This window comes from Bradyrhizobium sp. CIAT3101 (assembly GCF_029714945.1).
Classification (GTDB): Bacteria; Pseudomonadota; Alphaproteobacteria; order Rhizobiales; family Xanthobacteraceae; genus Bradyrhizobium.
Map to the genome: position 1 here is coordinate 8,607,808 of NZ_CP121634.1, position 20,269 is coordinate 8,628,076.

Annotated in this window: 13 protein-coding genes and 1 pseudogene; 5 read left to right on the top strand and 9 right to left on the bottom strand. The window is 58.3% G+C overall.

All coding sequences use genetic code 11. The features are described from left to right. Positions 1-201 precede the first annotated feature (201 nt). Positions 202-483, top strand: coding sequence for a helix-turn-helix transcriptional regulator (locus QA645_RS40030; RefSeq protein WP_036012081.1), 282 nt, complete (start codon positions 202-204; stop codon positions 481-483). A 615-nt stretch (positions 484-1,098) separates the two neighbouring features. Further along, a pseudogene (locus QA645_RS40035) lies at positions 1,099-1,354 on the top strand (helix-turn-helix transcriptional regulator); the annotation flags it as partial. Positions 1,355-1,815: 461 nt separating this feature from the next. Here the strand turns inward: QA645_RS40035 and QA645_RS40040 are convergent. Beyond that, on the bottom strand, positions 1,816-2,691 hold the full coding sequence (locus tag QA645_RS40040; RefSeq protein ID WP_283046483.1) for a TauD/TfdA family dioxygenase: 876 nt from the start codon (positions 2,689-2,691) through the stop codon (positions 1,816-1,818). Positions 2,692-3,463: 772 nt separating this feature from the next. Between QA645_RS40040 and QA645_RS40045 the strand changes: the two genes are divergently transcribed. Beyond that, positions 3,464-3,640, top strand: coding sequence for a hypothetical protein (locus tag QA645_RS40045; RefSeq protein WP_283046484.1), 177 nt, complete (start codon positions 3,464-3,466; stop codon positions 3,638-3,640). Positions 3,641-4,485: 845 nt separating this feature from the next. Here QA645_RS40045 and QA645_RS40050 read toward each other — a convergent pair. Both QA645_RS40050 and ald read right to left on the bottom strand, forming a co-directional pair. Beyond that, positions 4,486-4,863 carry a reverse transcriptase domain-containing protein gene (locus QA645_RS40050; RefSeq protein WP_283046485.1) on the bottom strand — a complete coding sequence of 126 codons (378 nt, stop codon included), beginning with the start codon at positions 4,861-4,863 and terminating at the stop codon, positions 4,486-4,488. Between the two features lie 1,404 nt (positions 4,864-6,267). After that, positions 6,268-7,380 carry an alanine dehydrogenase gene (gene ald / locus QA645_RS40055; protein WP_283046486.1) on the bottom strand — a complete coding sequence of 371 codons (1,113 nt, stop codon included), beginning with the start codon at positions 7,378-7,380 and terminating at the stop codon, positions 6,268-6,270. Positions 7,381-7,690: 310 nt separating this feature from the next. On the opposite strand from ald, the gene QA645_RS40060 reads away from it, so the two are divergent. Then, on the top strand, positions 7,691-7,906 hold the full coding sequence (locus QA645_RS40060; protein ID WP_283046487.1) for a hypothetical protein: 216 nt from the start codon (positions 7,691-7,693) through the stop codon (positions 7,904-7,906). Positions 7,907-8,785: 879 nt separating this feature from the next. Here the strand turns inward: QA645_RS40060 and nodU are convergent. The 4 genes from nodU to QA645_RS40080 form a co-directional block, all read right to left on the bottom strand. Continuing rightward, positions 8,786-10,438 carry a nodulation protein NodU gene (gene nodU, locus QA645_RS40065; protein WP_283046488.1) on the bottom strand — a complete coding sequence of 551 codons (1,653 nt, stop codon included), beginning with the start codon at positions 10,436-10,438 and terminating at the stop codon, positions 8,786-8,788. Between the two features lie 1,322 nt (positions 10,439-11,760). Then, entirely contained in the window at positions 11,761-12,723 is a 963-nt protein-coding gene (locus QA645_RS40070; protein WP_283046489.1) for a hypothetical protein, read from the bottom strand. A 333-nt stretch (positions 12,724-13,056) separates the two neighbouring features. Next, entirely contained in the window at positions 13,057-13,305 is a 249-nt protein-coding gene (locus QA645_RS40075; RefSeq protein WP_283046490.1) for a hypothetical protein, read from the bottom strand. A 13-nt stretch (positions 13,306-13,318) separates the two neighbouring features. Beyond that, positions 13,319-14,266 (bottom strand): CoA transferase, encoded by a 948-nt coding sequence (locus QA645_RS40080; RefSeq protein WP_283046491.1) that lies wholly within the window; start codon positions 14,264-14,266, stop codon positions 13,319-13,321. Here QA645_RS40080 and QA645_RS40085 point away from each other — a divergent pair. Next, positions 14,265-15,602, top strand: coding sequence for a LacI family DNA-binding transcriptional regulator (locus QA645_RS40085; protein WP_283046492.1), 1,338 nt, complete (start codon positions 14,265-14,267; stop codon positions 15,600-15,602). The two genes, QA645_RS40080 and QA645_RS40085, sit on opposite strands and share 2 nt — an antisense overlap. 157 nt (positions 15,603-15,759) lie before the next feature. On the opposite strand, the gene QA645_RS40090 is transcribed toward QA645_RS40085, so the two are convergent. Next, on the bottom strand, positions 15,760-18,396 hold the full coding sequence (locus tag QA645_RS40090) for a CehA/McbA family metallohydrolase (protein WP_283046493.1): 2,637 nt from the start codon (positions 18,394-18,396) through the stop codon (positions 15,760-15,762). A 198-nt stretch (positions 18,397-18,594) separates the two neighbouring features. After that, positions 18,595-19,920: an MFS transporter gene (locus tag QA645_RS40095; protein WP_283046494.1), complete on the bottom strand. Its 1,326-nt coding sequence runs from the start codon at positions 19,918-19,920 to the stop codon at positions 18,595-18,597. Positions 19,921-20,269 lie beyond the last annotated feature (349 nt).

Below are 20,269 nucleotides of genomic sequence, written 5' to 3' on the forward strand. Positions count from 1 at the left end.
AGTTCGGGTGGGCTTCGGCCAGCCCCAGAAAACCGACGCCGCCGCGAATTGAAAGATGGTCGACATACCGCCGCATGTGCGGGCCGCTTCCGTAGCGTCCGGGAAAGGCGATACGGTGGCTCGCATACCTTCCAATCCGGTGATTTTTTAAGTAGGTTATAGACAGTGGTTTGATGACCGTCGAAATGGCTGCTATCGCGCATGAGAGCTCGTGCGCTTGTGGCTTATAATGTGCGCCGGATCCGCGTCCAGCGCGGTATTCCGCAGGAGCAATTGGCTTACGATGCGGGAGTTGACCGCTCCTACATGAGCGGACTTGAGCGCCAACAAGCGAACCCGACGGTCGATCTTCTTGATCGCCTTGCCGAGACGCTTGGCGTAGCTGTCTCCGAACTGTTTGTTCGGCCATCCAAGGGTGCCCCGCCACCCGCAACCTTACCTAAAGGCCGCAAGCCGAAGCCCGCACGCGGCAAAAGGACTTAGCCCCTGGCAAACAGCAGCTGAGACACTGATGTCGTGTGCTCTCCGCGCAGGCATCGCGCTCGCACGAGGATTTTATGCGTGGCCGACGCGGATACGCAGCGATCCGGCCATGGACATCGAATGTTGTGATGGACGTACCCAGCTGAAAAATCTACCGAAATCAGAGCAACGATAACTAATTCTTGGTCCTTTGGCACCTACCCGATGGTCGCACGCCAATCTCCTTTCGCGCCAAGACGGCAATCGCATATCGGCTCACATTGGCCTGTTGGCTCCATGCTGCGCTTTCTCCTTTTCATCGCAGTCCATACTGGAGGCGATTGCACATGCAACCCGCAACTAGGTTGTCCTTGCCGTTCCTCGCGGAGGGCATGGTGGTTCCTGGTCGCCGGCCCGATCGCACTCCTTATCTGCTGTTAGTCGCAAGCTATCGCCCCGCCAAAATCGCTTGCGATGGTCAACGACAAGACGGCACGCGCTACCGGCGTCAGCACATCACCATTGCCTGATTCCTCGAAGCAATTGGGGAGGACAGCCATCGCTGGGTACGTGTCTATTGTAATAGTCTGGCTATAAACAGTGGTTTCATAATCACCGTAATGGCTGCCTCTGCGCATGACCGCTCGTGCGCTTGTGGCCTGGAACGTGCGCCGGATCCGCGTAGAGCGCGGCATTCCGCGAGACCAAGTGGCCCTATGATGCTGGGATTGACCGCTCATATATGGGGCGCATTGAGCAGAAGAGAGAGAACCAGACTATTGATCTATTGGAACGCATCGCCGCGACTTTGGGTATTCACTTGTCCGAATTATTCACACAGCCGGCTAAAGGTGCAATGCCTCGCAAGCCGATGTCCAGAGGGCGCAAGCCGGTACGGCTTTGGCCGAGACAAGACGTTATTATTGAGCGAGCCGTTTTTCGGCTAATGGGCGGAATCGAGCCGGAGCGGCCCACGTGCTTCATCGATCGACAGCCGACGCTTCCGATCTCCCGCTCCACCCGATACACTCCCAGCAGGATTTCGCTTAGCGCTCCCTCGGAATTATAAGGCCGAGCATCTTGAAAATGAAAACTTGCGCCGCTCGCGTGATCCTACCGACGGTCGCTTGAAACCGTAGTTCTCGAGGAGTCCGTTTAGAGCTTTGGCCGGTTTGTCGGCTAGGGTTCGGGTGAGGCCCAACTGACAGACTTCCGCTCGGAAGACTAGCAGGTGGCAGCTGCGCCCATTGGCCGGTCCTCGCGCATAAGACGGGCGGCTCCGCGACAATTGCAGAACCGCAACTTGACCCTGCTCTCCAGGCGTCTGACGTGATCCGGCAGATATGGACAATGTCAGGCAGCCTTTGCCGCCCTTGATTTCGACCTTTTCACATGAGGTACCCGGGCGCCAATCGCAAACTGGTCCATCATCCAGTCGGGACTGCTGGATTTGCTAACGGGGTACGGTTCAGTCGCGCGATTGTCCCAGATTACGACATCGCCTGATTTGCAGTTCCAGCACAGGGTATTCCGGGGCGCGATGAGATAGGATTGCAGCCGTTCAAACAGTCTTTGGCTGGGATAGCGCTGCAGGCCGATGAAGTTCTTTACGGAACGACCGAGCGAGAGCATACGATCGCCGGTCTCGGGATGAATACGCACAATCGGATGTGCCGTTTCGTATATCGTTCCGGTGGATACGCCGCTCCAAGGCCCCTTGTTGAGTTCGATGGTCCTCTCTGTCGCAGTGAGATCAGATACGCCGAAGCTCACAGCCCAAAGATTATCTGCGAGCATCCGCAGGGGATCGGGAAGATCAAGGTAAGCGGCTGCCCCACTTGACCAAGCAATGTCGCCGCCAAAAGGCGGGACCCCTGCGAGCCGCAGCACAGAGATGGCTGTGCGGACGCGCTCATCGTTCACCTGATTTAGATGACTCCAGGCACGATCAGGCACCTCGTGCCGGATCGCCAAACCGCCCATTGTGTCCGCCATTTTCAAATTCGGTGTCATCGAGCCGAGCCGAAGCACGAAACACTGTTGTTGGGCATCGTCGAGATGTCCCTGATCACGGAAGAAAATGACCTTATGCTCTAGCACCAGCTGACGGAACGCTGCGATAACATCGTCAGGCAAATCGTCCGACAGCGTGATGTTCTTGATTTCGGCACCAAGCCGGCCCGCGTGTTTGACGATGTTTGCTTGCAGATTGATGTTATCAAAAGCCATAGTTCTAGTCATGACGGTGCCTCTCTCTGGATGTCTAAACACGCTCCGTGGAGCGTCGTGCCTGGCGACATACCGGCAAAGACAATCTTGATGATACGCATCCGAATGGCCCGATTTGCTCACTACTTACTGTTCAATCAAGCGTCCGATTTCTGATACACACCACCATTACTTTAGAATCTAACTCCCTCTGCGTGTCGACACAGCTCGCGCTTCTCAAAGAACACTCGCACATGAGGACACCACATCGATTTGCAGCCTGATCAAACAGTGCAGATCATAGACGCAATCCATGTCCAGTCCATGAAACGAAATCAGCTTTCTTTTCGAGCTCGCGTAAGGTTCACCTCGTCTCAGAACTGATGCTTGGAAAATCCTCGAACAACGACTGCGTCGTCCTCATTCAGCCCGCACGACCTCATGCGCAGAAGAAGATTGGAACTGTTTCGCGGCATGCGCTCGCCAAGCGGATATGACCCACCACCTCGAGAGCGCAATCTACCTTTAGGTGTATCAAAATCGCTCGACTACTTCAACGGGTTGCCGATCATCTTTTTGCGATTTGGAGTTGTTCAATTCGCGACATGTTCATCAGCTGATCACTTGACCGCTATTGCCTTTGGACTAGCGGAGGAAGCGCAAAACGAGGAGGATGCAACTTATGAGGCCGCTTAAACAACGGACTTAATCCCTCAATTTTCAAAACCTTGCACTCGGCACCAATTTAGGCTGTTGCGGTGATGACCTGCGTTTAGTCTGCCTGGAGACGTAAATGCTCCTTATGGACTGCATGCTGTTTGGCTTCGTGGCAGTTGAGCACACACAACAGAAACAGAGCGACGACGAGACAGTCATGCGTCTACGCGCTTTCAAACTGCAAGCGGCAAATTCCGGCTGGCCATTTTTGCCTCGCCATGAGCGCACGACACTGCATGCCACGCCGCTCTAGAGTATAAGCCGGGATCCATTTCCTTATAGGTCTGGCTGTCGCAACGGTAGAGCCGAGGACGGACGCGGTAGCCGGGGCCTTTTGGCCATCACCCCGTTCCCATCCCATCAGGTCGCCGGAGGCAGTTGCCCGCCTCCATCTCCAACAGCACGTAGCGTGCGGATTTGCCGCACTACGCTCTTCGACAGTTGATTCACAGCACTGCAAGAGCCTGCAACTCCCTATATGGTAGGCGCAGCTTTGGTTTCAGTAACGGCGTCCATTCGTGATCTGATTGAATATGCTCCAGTTGAGCGCTCGTCCGCCAGCTGCGGCTGCGCAACGTCCGATGCAACTAACGCTCCACGGCGCGGTACACCTTCACGAGACACCGAAGATTCCCGGCGACAAATCGGCATAGTGGCCGCGCAGGAAGGCGTTGTTTCGCCGACCTGGTCACTGATCGTGTGATGTCGTATTTGCCGCATAAGCTCCTGCAGTAACAAAAGGCTGCGCCGCAAGCGAGATTTCTCCGTGCGCATCCCAACCTTGAAGTTACCCTACTGGTTTCCGCGTGCAATACAGCGCCAGACCCAGGAAATAGATGGTCTCCGGGCCTTTTCTGCCACGTTTGCCTGCGTGTCGCTGCGCGAACCGACCAAACTCAACCAATTTGGTCTTGGTCGGCTCAAGAGTGAGGCCGAACTTTCCCAACCGAAGGCGTAAGGCGTCCTGAATACGGATGGCGTCCGCTCGATATTGGAAGCAAATCACAAAGTCATCTCGATATAGCGCACCAGCCGGGCGTCGCCCCGCGACCGGCTCTTCACCACGCGTTCGAACTAGAGGTCGAGCACATAATGCAATTAAAGATTGCTCAAAAGTACGCTGAGCGATCCGCCTTGCGGTGTTCCTTCCTCGTTCGGATGGACCTTTCCATCTTCCAAGACATCCGCCTTCAGCCAGCGCCGGATCAAACTGATCAGGCGTGGATCACCGACGCGATGCGCAGCAAATCGGAGACCCCAATCATGATTGAGACTCCCGATGAAGTTCTTCGGATCCGCCTCCAGCATCCAACCCATCTTGCCGACGGCGATGGCCGCATTGAGGGTCGTCAAGGCATGATGTGCGCTGAGCTTTGGCCGGCCGCCGAATGAGCAGGGCAGAGAGTCCCGCTCATAAATCGCAGACAATACTTCGGCCGTGCTGCGCTTGAGCGCCCGGTCGGCGACAGTTGGCACGTCAAGTGGCCGCTTTACCGTTTTGCCGGGCTTGGGGACATAGACCCGCCGGATATTCGGCGCTCTATATTCTTGCGGTGAATGGACTGGAGCATCGGCCCATCTATCTATCGAAGCTCTTCTTCCGCCTCCACCGTCTGACCAACCACCCCTGCGGCCGACGACTTCTGGATCGGTGAGAGACTCCTTCATACCCGGCCGCGCGAGATGTGATGTGCCAGCGACTTGAAACGGAGTTTTGGTTCGCGTCGAGCTTTCACTGTTTTTTGTTCAAGTTTCGTTTCCATGGTCGGCTGGTCTTCTCACTGTGTAGAAGGCCGTGACTCCCGTTGAATGGAGCCCATGTCGCCCAAGACAATTCAACTACCGCCGACCGCGTCTTCATGTGGCCGGTTTCCTCCGACCCGACACTCCGAGGACGGGGAGCCGCCCATTGAAGGGCTCGCCTCCGTCCGCCACTCAAACGGAACGTGCAGTTTTCCCGCATTCCGCTTTCATGAATGGTGTCGCAAGGTCCGGAGAGAAGGGATCAGTGAGACAAGGTTACCTTGTCCACCCGAGAGTAGACCTTCTGCTTCTGACCTTCGAACGCTAAATGATCGGATAGTCTCCTCGGAAGCGTGACGTTCGGGCTTTTCACTAAAGGAACTTTCCATCTTCCCGCTCCTTTCTCATCTACCTCGATCGCTCAAAGCTCGATCCATTCACGAACGTCCTTCCCCGGGCCACTCTCGATCCGCCGTCGCGGGTCACGCGAGTTGTTCGTCTAGCGTTTCAGGTACTGTTACGTTCTCCAACTCCTAGGGGTGCGTCGCTCCCCATTTCGCTTTCGCTTTTAGGGGCGCTTACCTGATTTAAATAGAACCAGGGCGCAGGCAGGTCTCCTGGAGTCACGCATGAATCTTCCGTATTGCGCCGCCAGCAAACACCTTGGTGCGATGGGCGAATAAGTAGCGCCTTCGTCCCCATCGTGCGGACTCGGCCTTTCCCCATCTTTGGCCGACCTGTTCATCGTCGGGATGTCGTCCGCTGACTTCTCCGTCGCGATTACAAACCTTGCGGCCCGCTCAGTCCGGTCGCGCGGACACGCTGGAGATCTCCCGAGGTAAGTTCGACCGCTTTCCCTGCACGCCACCACCCCAACGCTCGATGACTGTGGACTTTGCGATCATTGGCTCTCTCGTCCGGCTGGGTAGGCCGCGTTATCCGGCTTTTGTAGATTGGGCCGTAGGTTTGCTCCACGCTTCCTTCAGACCCCACCTCGCGATGACGCCCTTGCGCTTCGCTGACCTTTGCCGCGCTCACGGCGCTCCGCGCCATGCCTGGCGCACCCAAGAAAAAGGGCCACTCCGAGGAGTGGCCCTTCAAGTCAGGGAGGAAACGTCCCCTGGAGGACCTCTGGGATCAGGCCGCGGCCTGTTCGATTGGTGAGAATGGAAGACCGAGACTCTCGGCCACAGCCTTATAGGTGAGCCGGCCCTGATAGACATTGAGACCTGCGCGCAGATGCGGATTTTCAAACACCGCCGCAAACCCCTTGTTGGCCAGAGCCAAGCCGAAGGGCAGCGTTGCGTTATTGAGCGCATGGCTTGAAGTCAGCGGGACAGCTCCCGGCATGTTGGCCACACAGTAATGGATGACACCGTCGACCTCGTAAGTTGGATCAGCGTGCGTCGTCGGATGCGAAGTTTCAAAGCAGCCACCTTGATCAATGGCGACGTCGACGATCACTGAGCCCTTGCGCATCGAGCTCAACATTTTGCGGCTGACCAGCTTCGGCGCGCTCGCACCGGGCACAAGCACCGCGCCAATGACGACATCTGCCGCAAACACCTCCTCTTCGACGCTGTCGATGGTGGAGAACCTGGTACGAACGCGCCCTTCAAACAATTCGTCCAGCTCACGGAGCCGGGGTATCGAGCGATCAATGATCGTGACCTCGGCCCCGAGCCCTACCGCCATGCGTGCCGCATGCACACCGACAACGCCACCTCCGATCACCACAATACGGGCAGGTTGAACACCAGGGACGCCGCCGATCAACAGTCCGCGTCCGCCTGTATATCGCTTCAGAGCCGCGCCGGCCGCCTCGATTGCAAGCCTGCCTGCGACTTCGCTCATCGGTGCTAGCAGCGGCAGGCCCCCGCGCGCGTCAGTCACGGTTTCATAGGCAATTGCAGTACAACCAGACTTGATGAGCCCCTTAGCCTGCTCCGGATCCGGAGCCAGATGCAGATAAGTGAATAGGATCTGGTTTTCTCTCAGCTGTGTCCATTCGGAGGGCTGTGGCTCCTTGACCTTGACAATCATTTCACCGGATGCAAACACCTCGCGAGCGGATGCAGCAATTGTCGCGCCAGCTTTGCGATAATTATCATCTGTCGCGCCAATGCCTGCACCGGCGTTGGTCTCGACCAACACACTGTGGCCGGCCGCAACGTATTCGCGGACGGCCCCAGGCGTCAGGCCCACGCGGTATTCGTGCGTCTTGATTTCCTTGGGAACACCGACCCTCATTGCGATCTCCTTGGGTAACACGCTCTTTGTAATCGGAAGGGCCGTACAGACCTGCAACGTGAAAAGCCAAACAGCGCAGTAATCCAGCGATCTTCAGCGCCCGATTGCAGGATTCCAACAAGCGGCCGCACATCGCCGAGTTCACGACGATCATAGGTTGACTGCGACAAAGGCGGTGGCCCCGACGCTAGCCATCAAATCGATCTTCGCCGGACTCGATCGACTTCTTCGTTGTTTTGGCCCAGTCGCAGCGATGTTCGATCCGATAATGCGAGTAGCCCCTACGAGGGAGGCCCGCGGGTCATCAACGATGGATCGGGTTTATCAAAAATTTGCTCAGCGATTGACCGAATGCACACCCCGAGATGCAGCTCAGCAGAGCATTGCCGATGTCACCGCTGCGCTGAAATTCTCTTGCTTCGGATATCTTGAAAGTCGCCGCACAGCGGCGCTGCCCGCAACCTGTCTGGACATATCCATCCTCGTGGACCGGCTTTTATTTGCAGCGCGGGTGCGAATCCGTTGATCCGGCGGCACGTCGGGCGATCCACCAGCCTACGCCGTTCCGAGGGGGGCGAACCGGGACATCAGCCGGCGTCAGAACGCGCATTATCGAAGAAGCAGCCAAATTTGGGATTTCGTCGCGGATTTCCATCCGGTCTCGCCTTCTGCGCAAAATCGATCTCTCAAGAGCGATCGCACGATGAGGGCTGAGATAGAAATGCGGCGATACCCGACGAGCTTGTCTCTTTGGTCTAGCACCCATATCTCGATGTAGCACGCAGATCGTGAAACCATGGTTGCGCGCTTTTTCAGCAAACCTCGCACCAACCTTTCAGCTGTTCGACCGGGGATCACACCGACAGATCTTGAGGAATACACTCCATTGATCGCTAGCGGGCACGGTCGGGCTGTCGGCATCGCCACAATCGGTCTGGAGCATCGTGGTATGAGAAGCGGCAAAGCTGAGACATCGATCACTACTGCTGCCGAATGGCGCAGTAGCAGGGTCTCATTCCGGCCTTCCGTAACTTGTATTCTTATCGAGCGATCCCGTCCGCGTGTCGTAGCGTTGCGATGCATTCGAGTTGTAGGTCAGCAATTCGCGAAACTCCGAACAATCTTCTTTCTGTTCAAGACGCTTGCGCAGCGCACCCGCCCTATCGATCTTTTGAGAAGAGTATTGTCGGCCAACACTCCGCGCTGACCAAACATCTACCACGGCGCCCCTAAGCGCGACATTTTCCTCAAATCCTTGGACAGTGTGATCACATATGAACAGCGCCCCGAGCTCATGATGATAGCCGGCACAGTGCAGATGTTCAAAGCGTCATCCTGACACTGGGCGCTCGCTGTTACCCTTCCCCCACTAGCAAGAAAGAGGCGTTGGCCGCCGATCCCATACCTACGGCGTTTTCGTCCACAGCGTGCCGTCGCACCACACCTGCTCAACGCGGTCCCAGTGGCAGGCGGCTGCCACATTCGGGAAGAACCCGCGTCCATTGTGATTGGCACTCGTGTTGCAAAGCAGCGGAATACCCGTCAGGCTTTCGTATTCGACGAGAAGCTCGGCGACTTTGTGCTGAGAGCCCCTGCAAATGGTTTGCAGTCGCGCAGATCCGTCCAGATGTACAACAGCGGGGATCTTGTCCCGCCATTCTGCCCGGGTCTGGTGGTCGAAGAGCATGTAAGGATCTGGCGTTCCAGGACTGAAAATATCCGGCGCACGATCCTCCAGGCATATCGGCGCCACAGGCCGGAAGTGCTCGCGAAGTTTGATGTCGTTGAGATGGTCCTTCATTCGCGCCGATGTCGCGGCTGCAAGAATGCTTCTGCTACCTAGCGCCCGAGGTCCGAGCTCCGCGCGGCCGGCAAGAAAAATCACGGGCTTATTGCTGGCGAGAATGGTCGCGAGTTCACGCATGCTACATGGCGAGGCCCCCCATCCGGGCGGCACGTCGCCTGGTTGCACAGCTGGACCACTATAGACGGACCATTCCAACGGTACAAAGCCTTCGTCCGCCGCCAATGCGGAGCAGGCGGCACCTATTGCCGAGCCACTGTCATTCGGAAAAGGGGGCACCCAGACATCATCGAACAGGCCGGCAGCACGTAGCGCACTATTCCATTTGATGTTGAGACCGCAGCCACCGGTGATACACAAATTGCGCACCGGCAAATGCGAATGCCTCTGTAAAGCACTCGCGATGCTGCTCACGAGCTGACGCTCTTGGAAACAATGAAAGGATGCAAGCACATCTTCGGGGGCTTTGGTCTTCAACCGGAGCACGCCGGCATCGAAGAACTCATGGACAGGCTCAAGTGCGGCGTCCTCGCTGCAACGACCGACAGGCTCCATGAAAGTGGCGGAGCGCTCCTGGTAGAGCTCCTGGAACACCTTGATGATGTTTTCATCAATTGACCCGAGCGCGATGTAGGCCATCAACTTGCCGGCAACACCGAGGTCCCAGTTGATTCGGTTCGCCTGCTTATAGGGTCCGAAGTGATAGCCAGCGGCAGCATAAGCATGCCCGATCATCGGGAAGAGGCATTCGAGGAACCTCGCTGCGCGACGTTCCACATAGTAGAGACGTGGAAATGAGGCACCGTCCCACACCAGGCAGAACGCCGGTTCTCCCGCCTTGGCGAAAGGGCTAGTACAGTATGCGGCAGCCAGATGACCTGTAACATGCGGATAGCTACTATAACGGAAGTCCGTGTCGTTGAGCATCAGCCCAAAGCCGTCTCGCGCCGTGAGGAGGCCTTCAGGATGGCCCTCAACATACGGGGCCCCTTTTAGGGTGATCGGTGCAGCCCCACTGAGAACTTGGAACTGCGACTCAACCTCGCCCCACCACCCGTCGATGACGAACCGATCAACGTCCCGCGCATCCAGACCGTGTTCCGCCAAGGCGACAACGACTGCATCGAGATTGTCAATTTTTTGATATCTCGAATTATTGGCCCGCTTCTCTTGCTCGACACAAAAGACAAGTCGTCCATCTTCTATAAGAGCGACTGCTCCGTCGTGGGTCAGTTTGATACCGCAGATGCGCATCCAGCCTCCGAGCCTAGTGTCGGCAATTCAATCAATTGAAGCCGCCGCAAGTGTCACTTGTCTCACTCAGAGGGACTTCCCATTCGGTCAGCGTGCATGATCTGGGCCAATTGCCAACCAGAGGAATTGCTTGAAATTTTCTTGCCAAAGTCAGGGGTGGAAGCAGCTTGTCGGGTTCGTGACCCCGAGCGTGTTCGGTTTCGGACCGACGCTTGCCGCCGACCAGCGGCGTCAATTTGCGAGTTTCGGAAAACTGCCCGGACCTGCGCCCTGCGCATTCAGAATGACCTATTGTCGGACGTCGCGCGAACCATTGCAGCCGGAGATCCTGGCATCGCACGAAGCGATGCAGAGCCACGCGTTTCCACGGATTGGCCCGGAGGTGACGAAAGCACTTTCGATTTTGAGAGGTGGGCCGCGAACTGTTCGCTCGAGCAACAACATCAGATCCTGGCGATCGGCTCGAAAAATCGGAGACGTATTCTGCGGTAGAGCTGGTCTTTGGTCATTTTGGCCATGAGGGATTCCTTTGAGAGGCGCAGAACGATTTAATTGCATGAACTACGCCGATTTCGCCGACTGCAAAACCGCACGAATCGCCTTCCCGTTCAGGCCGAGATCATGAAGTGATGGGTCTAAAGGCAGTCGGAAGGAAACACACAAGGATCAATACAGCGCTGCCGGCATCGTACCCGTTAGACATCGGGTGGGTCCGTGTTCGCGACACGACTGAAACGCTCGGGCATGCCCGGTTCGTCGGCCTTTAGACCAGAACCGTGCTAGGGCCGCATCAGCATGATAAGGCTAGCGCCAGGTTCGGCCGCACGATGGGCCGCCAGCGCTATTCCGTCTAGAAATGGCTACCTTTTTCATGATGGGAACGTGGCCGGCGACATTGGGAAGGCAGAGATCCACCGGCGTTCGCGTTCGTCGTCGGACAATAGAAACTGTTCGGAACAGTCCGCCAGAATGCAGTGCCGCCGCCTTCCTGGTCGACCAGTCCCCCGCCGCTGGAGGTCGAGATCGCCGGAGTCTGTAAAGTATGTCGGCGCGACGGAGAGGGCTGTATAGATATTGGGCCTTTCTTGTCCGGCATCAGGAGAACCGCCACGATTGAGTAGAGAGAGATCAGATCTTCTCGGCCTCGACGAGCCCATCAAGAATGTTCAATGCCTCGAACAGATAGTATGATCCAAAGATTGTCTCCGCTTTGGTTGCTGAATCCTGGCTACGTGCATCGCGACGCTTGTTGAAACAGGCGCCGACCAGCATCCCCGGCGGGCGGATATCGCTTGGACCTGTGGGCGTTAGGTAGCTCTCGATCAGGGCCTTCGCTGTATGTTCCCCTGCCTCACGATACTTGGTGCGCAGCGCCGGGGTCGGCGCGAGTTGCCCGAGCTTGAGCAGCGCAGAGCACGCGATTGCGGTCGCCGCGGTGTCCGTCTCTGACTTTGGGATGGCGGGATCATCGAAGTCCCAGAATGCAACCATGCTGGCTGGCACATGCGCAAGCCACCAGTATCCGCTCCCGCAATCAACCGATCGATCCAACGTTTCTCATGGGGATGATGCGCAAGTGCGATCGCCGTATATACGAGAGCCGACGCCTGCGCTCTGCCCCATACGCTACTGTCGCTAAGCCCTTTATGCGTGAAATGGCGGACGACCTTGCCGGTCGCCAGACTAAGTTCACTTGACTGAACGATGGAACCATCGGGGCGCATATGGATGTCGAGCACGCGCGTGGTATGGCGGGCGGCTATACCAGCGTATGAGGAATCGCTTGTCTTCGCCGCGGCCCAATAGAGAAGCGGCACCGCCTGCAATGAATCGATGCTGCTAAATGAATTGCCGACGTCTTTTGATTCCTCGGCGTCGTCGCCCAGCGGAATGAGGCCGAGCCGGCAATCAAATTGCCTCTTGAGTGAGGTTGCGGCATCCAGCGCCAGGAGAGCTGCGTCCTTGTCTTTGCACAGCACATCGCCGAGCGCGGCCCCATAGTAGAACCCAAACCCTTTGAACGCGGTTTGCAGATGTGCCCGCGGCTTCAGCCGGCTGCTCCACAACCGAGCTGCATTGAGGTACTTAGTCTGACCAGATCGCCGTGCGAGCAGCCACAACATCCCCGGCCATGCGCCACCGGTCCAATCGCCGTCCGCGGTGGTCGTCCACTTGCCGGTCGAGCTGTCTGCCCAATGCGGAAACTCGGTTTTCAAAGCCGAAAGGGTCTGATCGATTCGCGCCTGCATTTGGTCGATCGCTTGCCCCCATCGCGACTTGCTCATAGCCGATACTCCTTTGCCGCTTGTCCAATCCGGGGATGCCGCTGTCGGTGTGAGCCCGTTCAGTGTGCGACCAATTTCATTTCGGTCCGCGATAACTTCGACGCGCAAGGAGTAAAACTACCCCTTGGATCCCGTTGTCCCTCATAAGTGCGAGCAGCCGCCGAAGGATTATGGCCTCGTTTCGCGCCCCCCGAGCATAGCCCCAGGTGGTCAGTACGACCTCGCGGGCGAGCTTTGATGTTGTCCGAGCCAAGTCCGTGCTCGGAGCTTGGTTTGTACGCCGGAGTGCGAAACCGCTTGCGCTGGCATCACGACGCGCGTGTGCTGACATGATCAGGCGGCTTGAACGGACTTGAAGGCGCCAACGGCTCCCGTCTCAGAAAGCGCCTTCAATTGCCGATCGTCATAGCCGAGCTCTTTGAGGATCTCCTCGGTTTGCGCCCCAAGCTTCTGAGGCGGCAGTCGGACTTCCGGCAGCTTGCCATCATAGCGCACGGGATGACTGACAAGCGTGATCGACGTGCCCGTCGCCCCGCTGACGACCCGGAAGTTCTTGTTATGCAAAACCTGCGGATCGCTCACGACATCTGCATAATCATTGACTACGGCATGCCAAATTCCGCCCGCCTGGGAACAAGCAGGTGCATTCGGCAGTCCTACGCAGGGCGACATTGGCTGCGATCGCAGCCGAAGCCTCGTCGTGCCGGCGGTAAGCGTCTTTGTCTGGAATGCGCTGATCGGCAGGAAGATCGAGCACTTCCGACAATGCGCTGAGGGATCCAAGAGAGATTGCGATATGACCGTCGCGCGTCGGGTAGATCCCGTAAGGCGCGCCATAGTACCAACCGGAGATCGGGCCCGGCTGACGGACATCGCCAGGCCGCCCACCATTGAGGTCGCAGGTAAAAGATTCCATTTGGAGGTCGAGCGCGGCCGACAAAAGGCTGACGTCAACCCGACACCCCTGCCCCGTTCGCGCTTTTCTCACCAGGGCGGCCAGAATACCGGCCGCAAACAGCGCGGCACCATGATGATCGACTGCCGAAACGCCGACCGCCCTTGGACCCTGCTCGCGGCTCCCAGTAATTGTGGCAAGCCCCGATAATGCCTGCACCAAAAGATCCTGACCGGGACGATTGACGTAGGGACCATCAGGACCATAGCCGGAGGCCGCGGCGTAGATAAGTCGCGGATTGATCTTCTTCGCGTCCTCGTAACCGAGCCCGAGCTTGTCGAGCACGCCGGGGCGGAAATTTTCCGTCATGACGTCCGAGGTCGCAATCAATTTCCTGGCGATCTCAATCGCTTCAGGTTTCTTCAGATCAAGCGCGAGACTACGCTTGTTGCGGTTGCCCGTAAGAAGCAGCATGGATTGCCCATCGACCCACTTGTCGGCCCCACCCCATTTCCTCTGAAAGGCGCCATCTGGCGGCTCGACGGCAATGACGTCCGCACCGAGATCGCCCAGAAACTGCGCAGCCACCGGGCCCATCAGGAAATGATTGAAGCTAAGAACGCGAACGCCCTTCAAGAGATCAACCATGGTCCTGCTTTCGGCTTTTCTTCAGTCAGGTCCATTTCACGCGCGGATGACTGAAAACGATTTCAGGAGTATGCTCGGCGCTCAGCGGAGTCAAGAGAAATGGGCCGCGCAAACTCCCCGCCTGGCAAAATGTCAGCGTTTGAACAGGATAAGGCGGCTCGGGCGCACACGGAGCTTGAGAATGGCGCCTGTCCAATGGTTTAAGGTCAATCGGACACTTCCTCTGACTGACTGCCCAGACCCGATGGATAAAAAGCCAACAATGGAGCCGAAAGGACGCCAGCAACCGCGCGTGAAGATCGAAGATGTCGCGCGAAAGGCAAATGTATCCCCTGCCACCGTATCGCGCGTCCTCAATCATCCCGAAATCGTGCGGCCGGAGCTCCGAGACAAGGTGATGCGGCACATCTCGGACCTGTCCTACACGCGAGACAGCGCAGCCAGGGCCTTGAAGTCGGGACGGATGCGCACCGTTGGCGTGATCGTTCCGACGCTGGCGCTCGGCATCTTTGCCGAAGGGGTTGAGGCGCTACAGAACCGCCTGAGCGAAAGCGGCTATACGCTCTTCATTGCGAATTCCCAATATGACCAGCGCCGCGAACTTCAGGAGCTGCAGAGTCTGCTCGAGCGCGGCATCGATGGAATTGTGCTGGTCGGTGGCTCCCATGGACGTGAACTGAGGACATTGATCGAACAGGCCCGCGTCCCCGTCATCACGACCTATGTTTCCAAGGCAGCCGGCGGCATCCCCGCGATCGGGATCGATAACGAAAGCGCCACGCGCGAGATGACCGAGTATCTGTTAAGGCTTGGACACGTTCGGTTCGGCGCGATCGCCAACGTTGTTGCCGCGTCCAACGACCGATCGCGGGCCCGGCTCGAGGGAATTCAGCGGGCACTTTCCGATGCAGGGCTCCCCCTTAAGCCGACCCAGATCATCAAGGCGGATTATTCGCTTGTCCAGGGTCGCAGCGCCTTTCGTCAACTCCTCACCGATCACCCTGATACGACCGCTGTGATCTGCACCACCGACACGCTCGCAATCGGTGCAATGGCAGAGGCTCGCAAAATGGGGCAAGCGGTACCAACCGCGCTTTCCATCACAGGATTTGATGATGTGGAGCTGGCGGCGCAGATGGACCCGCCCCTCACAACTGTCAGTGTTCCCGCAGCTGAAATCGGCCGAGGAGCCGCCGATTATCTGATCAATGCCATCGCCGGAAGCCCAGTTCCCAGAAGTGTCTTGTTGCCGTATCGGCTGGTCATGCGGTCATCGACCGCGCCGCCGCGGCCTGGCGAGCGCCCCGCCCGTCGCAGACGCAGTCGGGATCATTGATCGATCGAAGTCTATGAAATCGATATCGAATAACAAGAACTCCACCTCGTCTTGAGCACCGGTCGGAACGTAAGGCTCGCTCATATCATTGATAGCCACATAAGTCGCCGTCGCTGAGCGAGGAAGCCCGAGAGCCGATGCCAGGCGGGGATTATTCTCAGTGCTCGCGTTCAACGTGGACGGAGTGAACGGGCGCATGATGGTGGCTAGCGCCGAGTTCGTGCAGCTTGTGATGCAGGCGATGATGTGCAAGTTCCAGGGCAGCTCGCAGCCGCGAATGCCGCGCTGCGTCGGATTTGGGAGCAAGCGTATCCATATAGGCAATCGATCCCTCGATTTGTGCAAGGACCGACACTGCATCTGCAGTGGCAAAGATGGGTTTCTCGCCTACGTTGACATAGACTGCACTGGTGTGGGCGGCGATGTCGGCCTCGCGTCCGGCAACACTGCCCCGAACGCGGGCGGCGATCCAACAGGACTCGGTGATGCGCAGCGAGAGCCGGCCGTTGCACGACAGCTCGCCACATCGAACTTCATCGGCAACAGCTCCATTGCGGATCAACTCCAGCCGTGTTGGCGGGATGCTAACCGATTCGATCCGCCAGTCGATGCTGACGGTGCCGCCCGAATGGGGAAGCGAGATCGTGCTCCCTGGCCGCCGTCCTTCCACCGTCATCTCCACCAGGGGCCCGACAGTGATGAACGTGTCCCCGCTGCGTACAGCATCCATCCAGTTGCGGTACGTGAAGTCGCGCTGGCCCAGCTGCACATAGGTACGCGAGCCTCCGAGCAGCGCGGCCGCGTCCATCTTGTCGGAGCCAGCTACCAGTGGCAGATGGTAACCGATGTTGAGATAGCGGTACCAGTCGGCCAGACCGAATGCGCTGATCTGCGCCGTTCGCGGGTTGAACGACATCATTTCGATGGCATCGACGAGGCCGAGCACAATGTCGGCCGCCCGCTCCGCCTGCGGGTTCGGCGCGTGCGGCATCACGACCAGCCCCCCTTGACGACGGCAGCGCTCCGCCCAATCGGCCATGGTCGCTTCCAGAACGTCGCCGATCGCAGCTTCGTTCGGTCCGCCGCAAGACAGCGGATTGATGATGTCGCCCTCATAGCCGAGCAGCGATATGTGACCCAAAACTTGCATCCGGTTCTCTGTGCCGACCCGAACGAGGAATTCTCCGTCCCCGCCAAAATCCTTTGCGCCGAACGTCGTGCGTCCGTCGAAATCGCCGACATTGGTGAATAGCTCGCCCCACTGTGCCGCGAGCAAGTTGACGACGTTGACGCCCTCGGCCTTACCCTCCAACAGGGCTGTCTGCGGGCTCAGGAAATGGACGTGCGTATCGGAGCTGACCCAGCCCTGTTCGCGCCAGCGCAGCACTCTGTCCAGCTCGAAGGTGAGATTCTCCGTGGTCGGCGTGACTTCGGCGCTGCAGCGTAGCGGACGCACCTCGAGGCCTCTGCTGATCTCCACGAACACAGGCCCGATCGGGAGGTCGGCCTCGCAGCTGCCATCCACATAGGCGTACTGGTTGAGCTCGTTCGCAAACTCGCCGGCGAAATCCTCGAATCTGCCGGTGTTGACCTTGCGGTGGTGGCCTTTGGGTGGAAGATACTCCCCGTGAGCACCGTGGATATGCAGGCGCGCGGCGACACGCGAGCCGCTGCCCTTCTCCACAATGCGAATTTTCACGGACCTTGTCGCCGGCTCAATGGGCACCACTTCAAGCGAGGTGCTTCCCACGTTCCCGGCAGCTTCCAGCGATCGAAGGTCGCAAACGTGCAAGTGGCCATCGTCGGAGCGTAGGTAGAGCATTGCGTCCGGGTGCGCAGAGTACTCAATGATGACCTCGGTCTCGGAGCGCACGGGCTGTACATCCTGTTTGGCACCGAGCCAATCCGCTCTCGAGTACTGAAGTACTGCACGGGCGGAGACGACCGTGCCGAGGTCCATACCGATCTGCTCGCCCCGATCGTCGACGTCGAGCTCGCCAAGCTTGTTCAGCTGGACCCCAGCCGGCAGCTGCATCTTCAATTTGCGACGGCCCTGGAGGCGCAGCGGATGCTGGGTGAGCCTTGTCGTCGTCACCGCAAAGATCAGCGAAACCTCTTGCTGCGCGCGTAGGCTTACCGCCGCAAGCTCCTTCTCCGGATGCGGATTTGGGAGCGCATAAAGCCACAAATTCTCGCCTTGTCGGTCCATGCGCCCCGATTGGGTGCGGACCTGGCCCTGGAAGAAGCTCGTGTCGGGCGCTCTGCCAAGCGTGAAGTCTTCGTCGATGCTTGCGTGCACCAGCGGCGCTCGTAATGGCAGCGCTGCGAACGCACTCGCGCTCCAGGATATGTGGTTCTGCTGGATTGCGAACCGACGCAGCACCGGCACCTCCACCTCGCTGCTGTCGGCATATCGGAGCGCGTATGTCGACACCCGATCGCCGAGAGAATTGCCTTCCACAGGCAGCGTAGCTGGGCCGATCTCCCCAAACCCTTGGGGGCTCGCCGATGGCTGGTCCGCGGCCACTTGCACAAACAGCACGTAGCTGGCCAATCTGGGCTGCAGTGCGATGACGATCGGAGGCTCCCCTGGACGCAAGGCCAGCACATCCGGGCCGGTTTCGTCGCCGAACAGAAACGGCATGCCACGATGTGTCTGCAGACCCCGCAACGAATCGATCCAGCCGGTGTCGCCTGGGCGGTTGCCGAACCCTTCATCGAGATTGCTGCGCCTCGCGTTGAAGTATCGCCTCAAGTCGACGGGCGTGAAGTGCGGCGATGAGGGCGTTTTCATTTGTGATGCCAGTTAAGGGCGTTATAGGTAAGCGGCGTTGCCCGCGACGAGTAATCGCTAAGTTGGCTCTACTCCCGGGAAGACGCTCGCTCCGATCCCATGTTCCTGCCCAGCATCGATACTCGAAAGGTCCACATGTTTTGCGGCAACAACGGCTTGCGTCTGGTGGGCGGCACGGAAGCGACAGGCAGAAGGCGATCAGTCACCGATGTAGAGGCGGCCGCGTCTTTTTGCGATGTGGTAGATCACGACGCTCAAGAGAGCGATCAAAGATCCGTAGACGGGAAACATCCAGGCCATTTGCTCGCGTTGCAACCACACCATCAGATACGGCGAGGTCCCGCCAAACAGGGAGACACCAAGTGCGTAACCGAGCGCTACTCCCGTGGTACGCACGGCACGTGGCATCAGGGTGGTGGCAATGAAGTTATAGAGGGCCATGTTAAAGCCCACGATTGCGCCGCCGAAGACAGTGATGAGGAAGAACGTAAAGATGCCCTTCTCCGAATAGAGCAGCGTCAGGAAAAAGCACGGAATGAGCAGCAGCCGCAGCAGCGTGAACGCGCGCGAAGGACGCACTCTGTCGGCGAAGGCGCCGACCAGGGGGGCGGCTAGCATCCAGATCAAGACCATCAGGGTCATGATCCCGTACACAGAAGTGCTGTTCTCTTTGAACACCGTATTCGCCATGTTGGGCAGACCGGCGTTCCACGCATAGTTGGCGATCTGCACCGCCCCGATCACCAGGATGACAGCAAGCAGCGAAAGCCGCACGCTCCAGAGCGTCTTCCACACATCGCCCGTGGTTTCCTCAATGCGCGAAGACTCATCTTGTCGATGCATAGCGCGATGAATTAAGGTTTCCGGGACCGTCGTGCGCAGATAGATGATCAACAGCCCCAAGACGCCGCCGACCGCAAAGGGTAGGCGCCATGCCCACTCGCGCATCGCTTCGGGTGCGACCGAAGCACTCACCAGGAAGGCGACGAGGCTGGATCCAAGGTTCCCTAACTGGATGAATGTGCCACCGATTAGGCCGAGAAAGCGCCCCTCCTTTCCGGCTGGCGCCAGTTCAATCGCGATAGCGTTGGCGACGCCTGCCTCGGCGCCGGTGGCAAGCCCCTGAATTAGTCGCATGATTAGCAGCGCCACAGCCGCCGTAACGCCGATGTCCCTGTAAGTCGGCAACACAGAAATCAGCAAGGAGCAAACGGCCATCGCCGTCACCGAAATCATCATTACTCGCTTGTGGCTAATGCGATCTGCGATCGGACCGAGCAAGGCGGCACCAAGCGGCCGCGCGCAGAAGCCCGCCCCATATACTGCCAGTCCCGCAAGCAGCGAGGTCGTAGGATCATCGGAAGGGAAGAAGTGCGGCGAGAGAAATGCCGCCATGACGCCGTAGACATTCCAGTCGTACCACTCGAGGGCTACGCCTCCTCCAAGACCGGCCGTCATGCGTTTGTTTGCAACCTGATTTTCAAGTTGAATGGGCACCGCACTGGGTTGAGCAATAATGTTCATGTGCCTTCGGGTTCTGTTGATGGTGCTAATGATGTTGCCGGCCGAGCGAGAACGAGCAGCCGCTCGTCGATTCAACGCGCTGAGGTCTAAGATGTCAGCGCCCCTGATCACGCCTGCTCGTAGCGGTGGAATAGGCGCGACGGGCTGCCCGACATGCTACCAACGAGCTCGCCTCGCACCACGGTATTGCGCATCCTGCGGTCGCACGACCGCCTTCTGCACGGCGTTAGTCACCCACCGCGTGCCGAGTGGCGCCTCCGACTTGAAAGGGCCGCCCAAGAGCAGACGTCATCGAACGGGCCGCGGATATAATGTCGTGCTCACCCCATTATTCCCATGGCTACCCTTC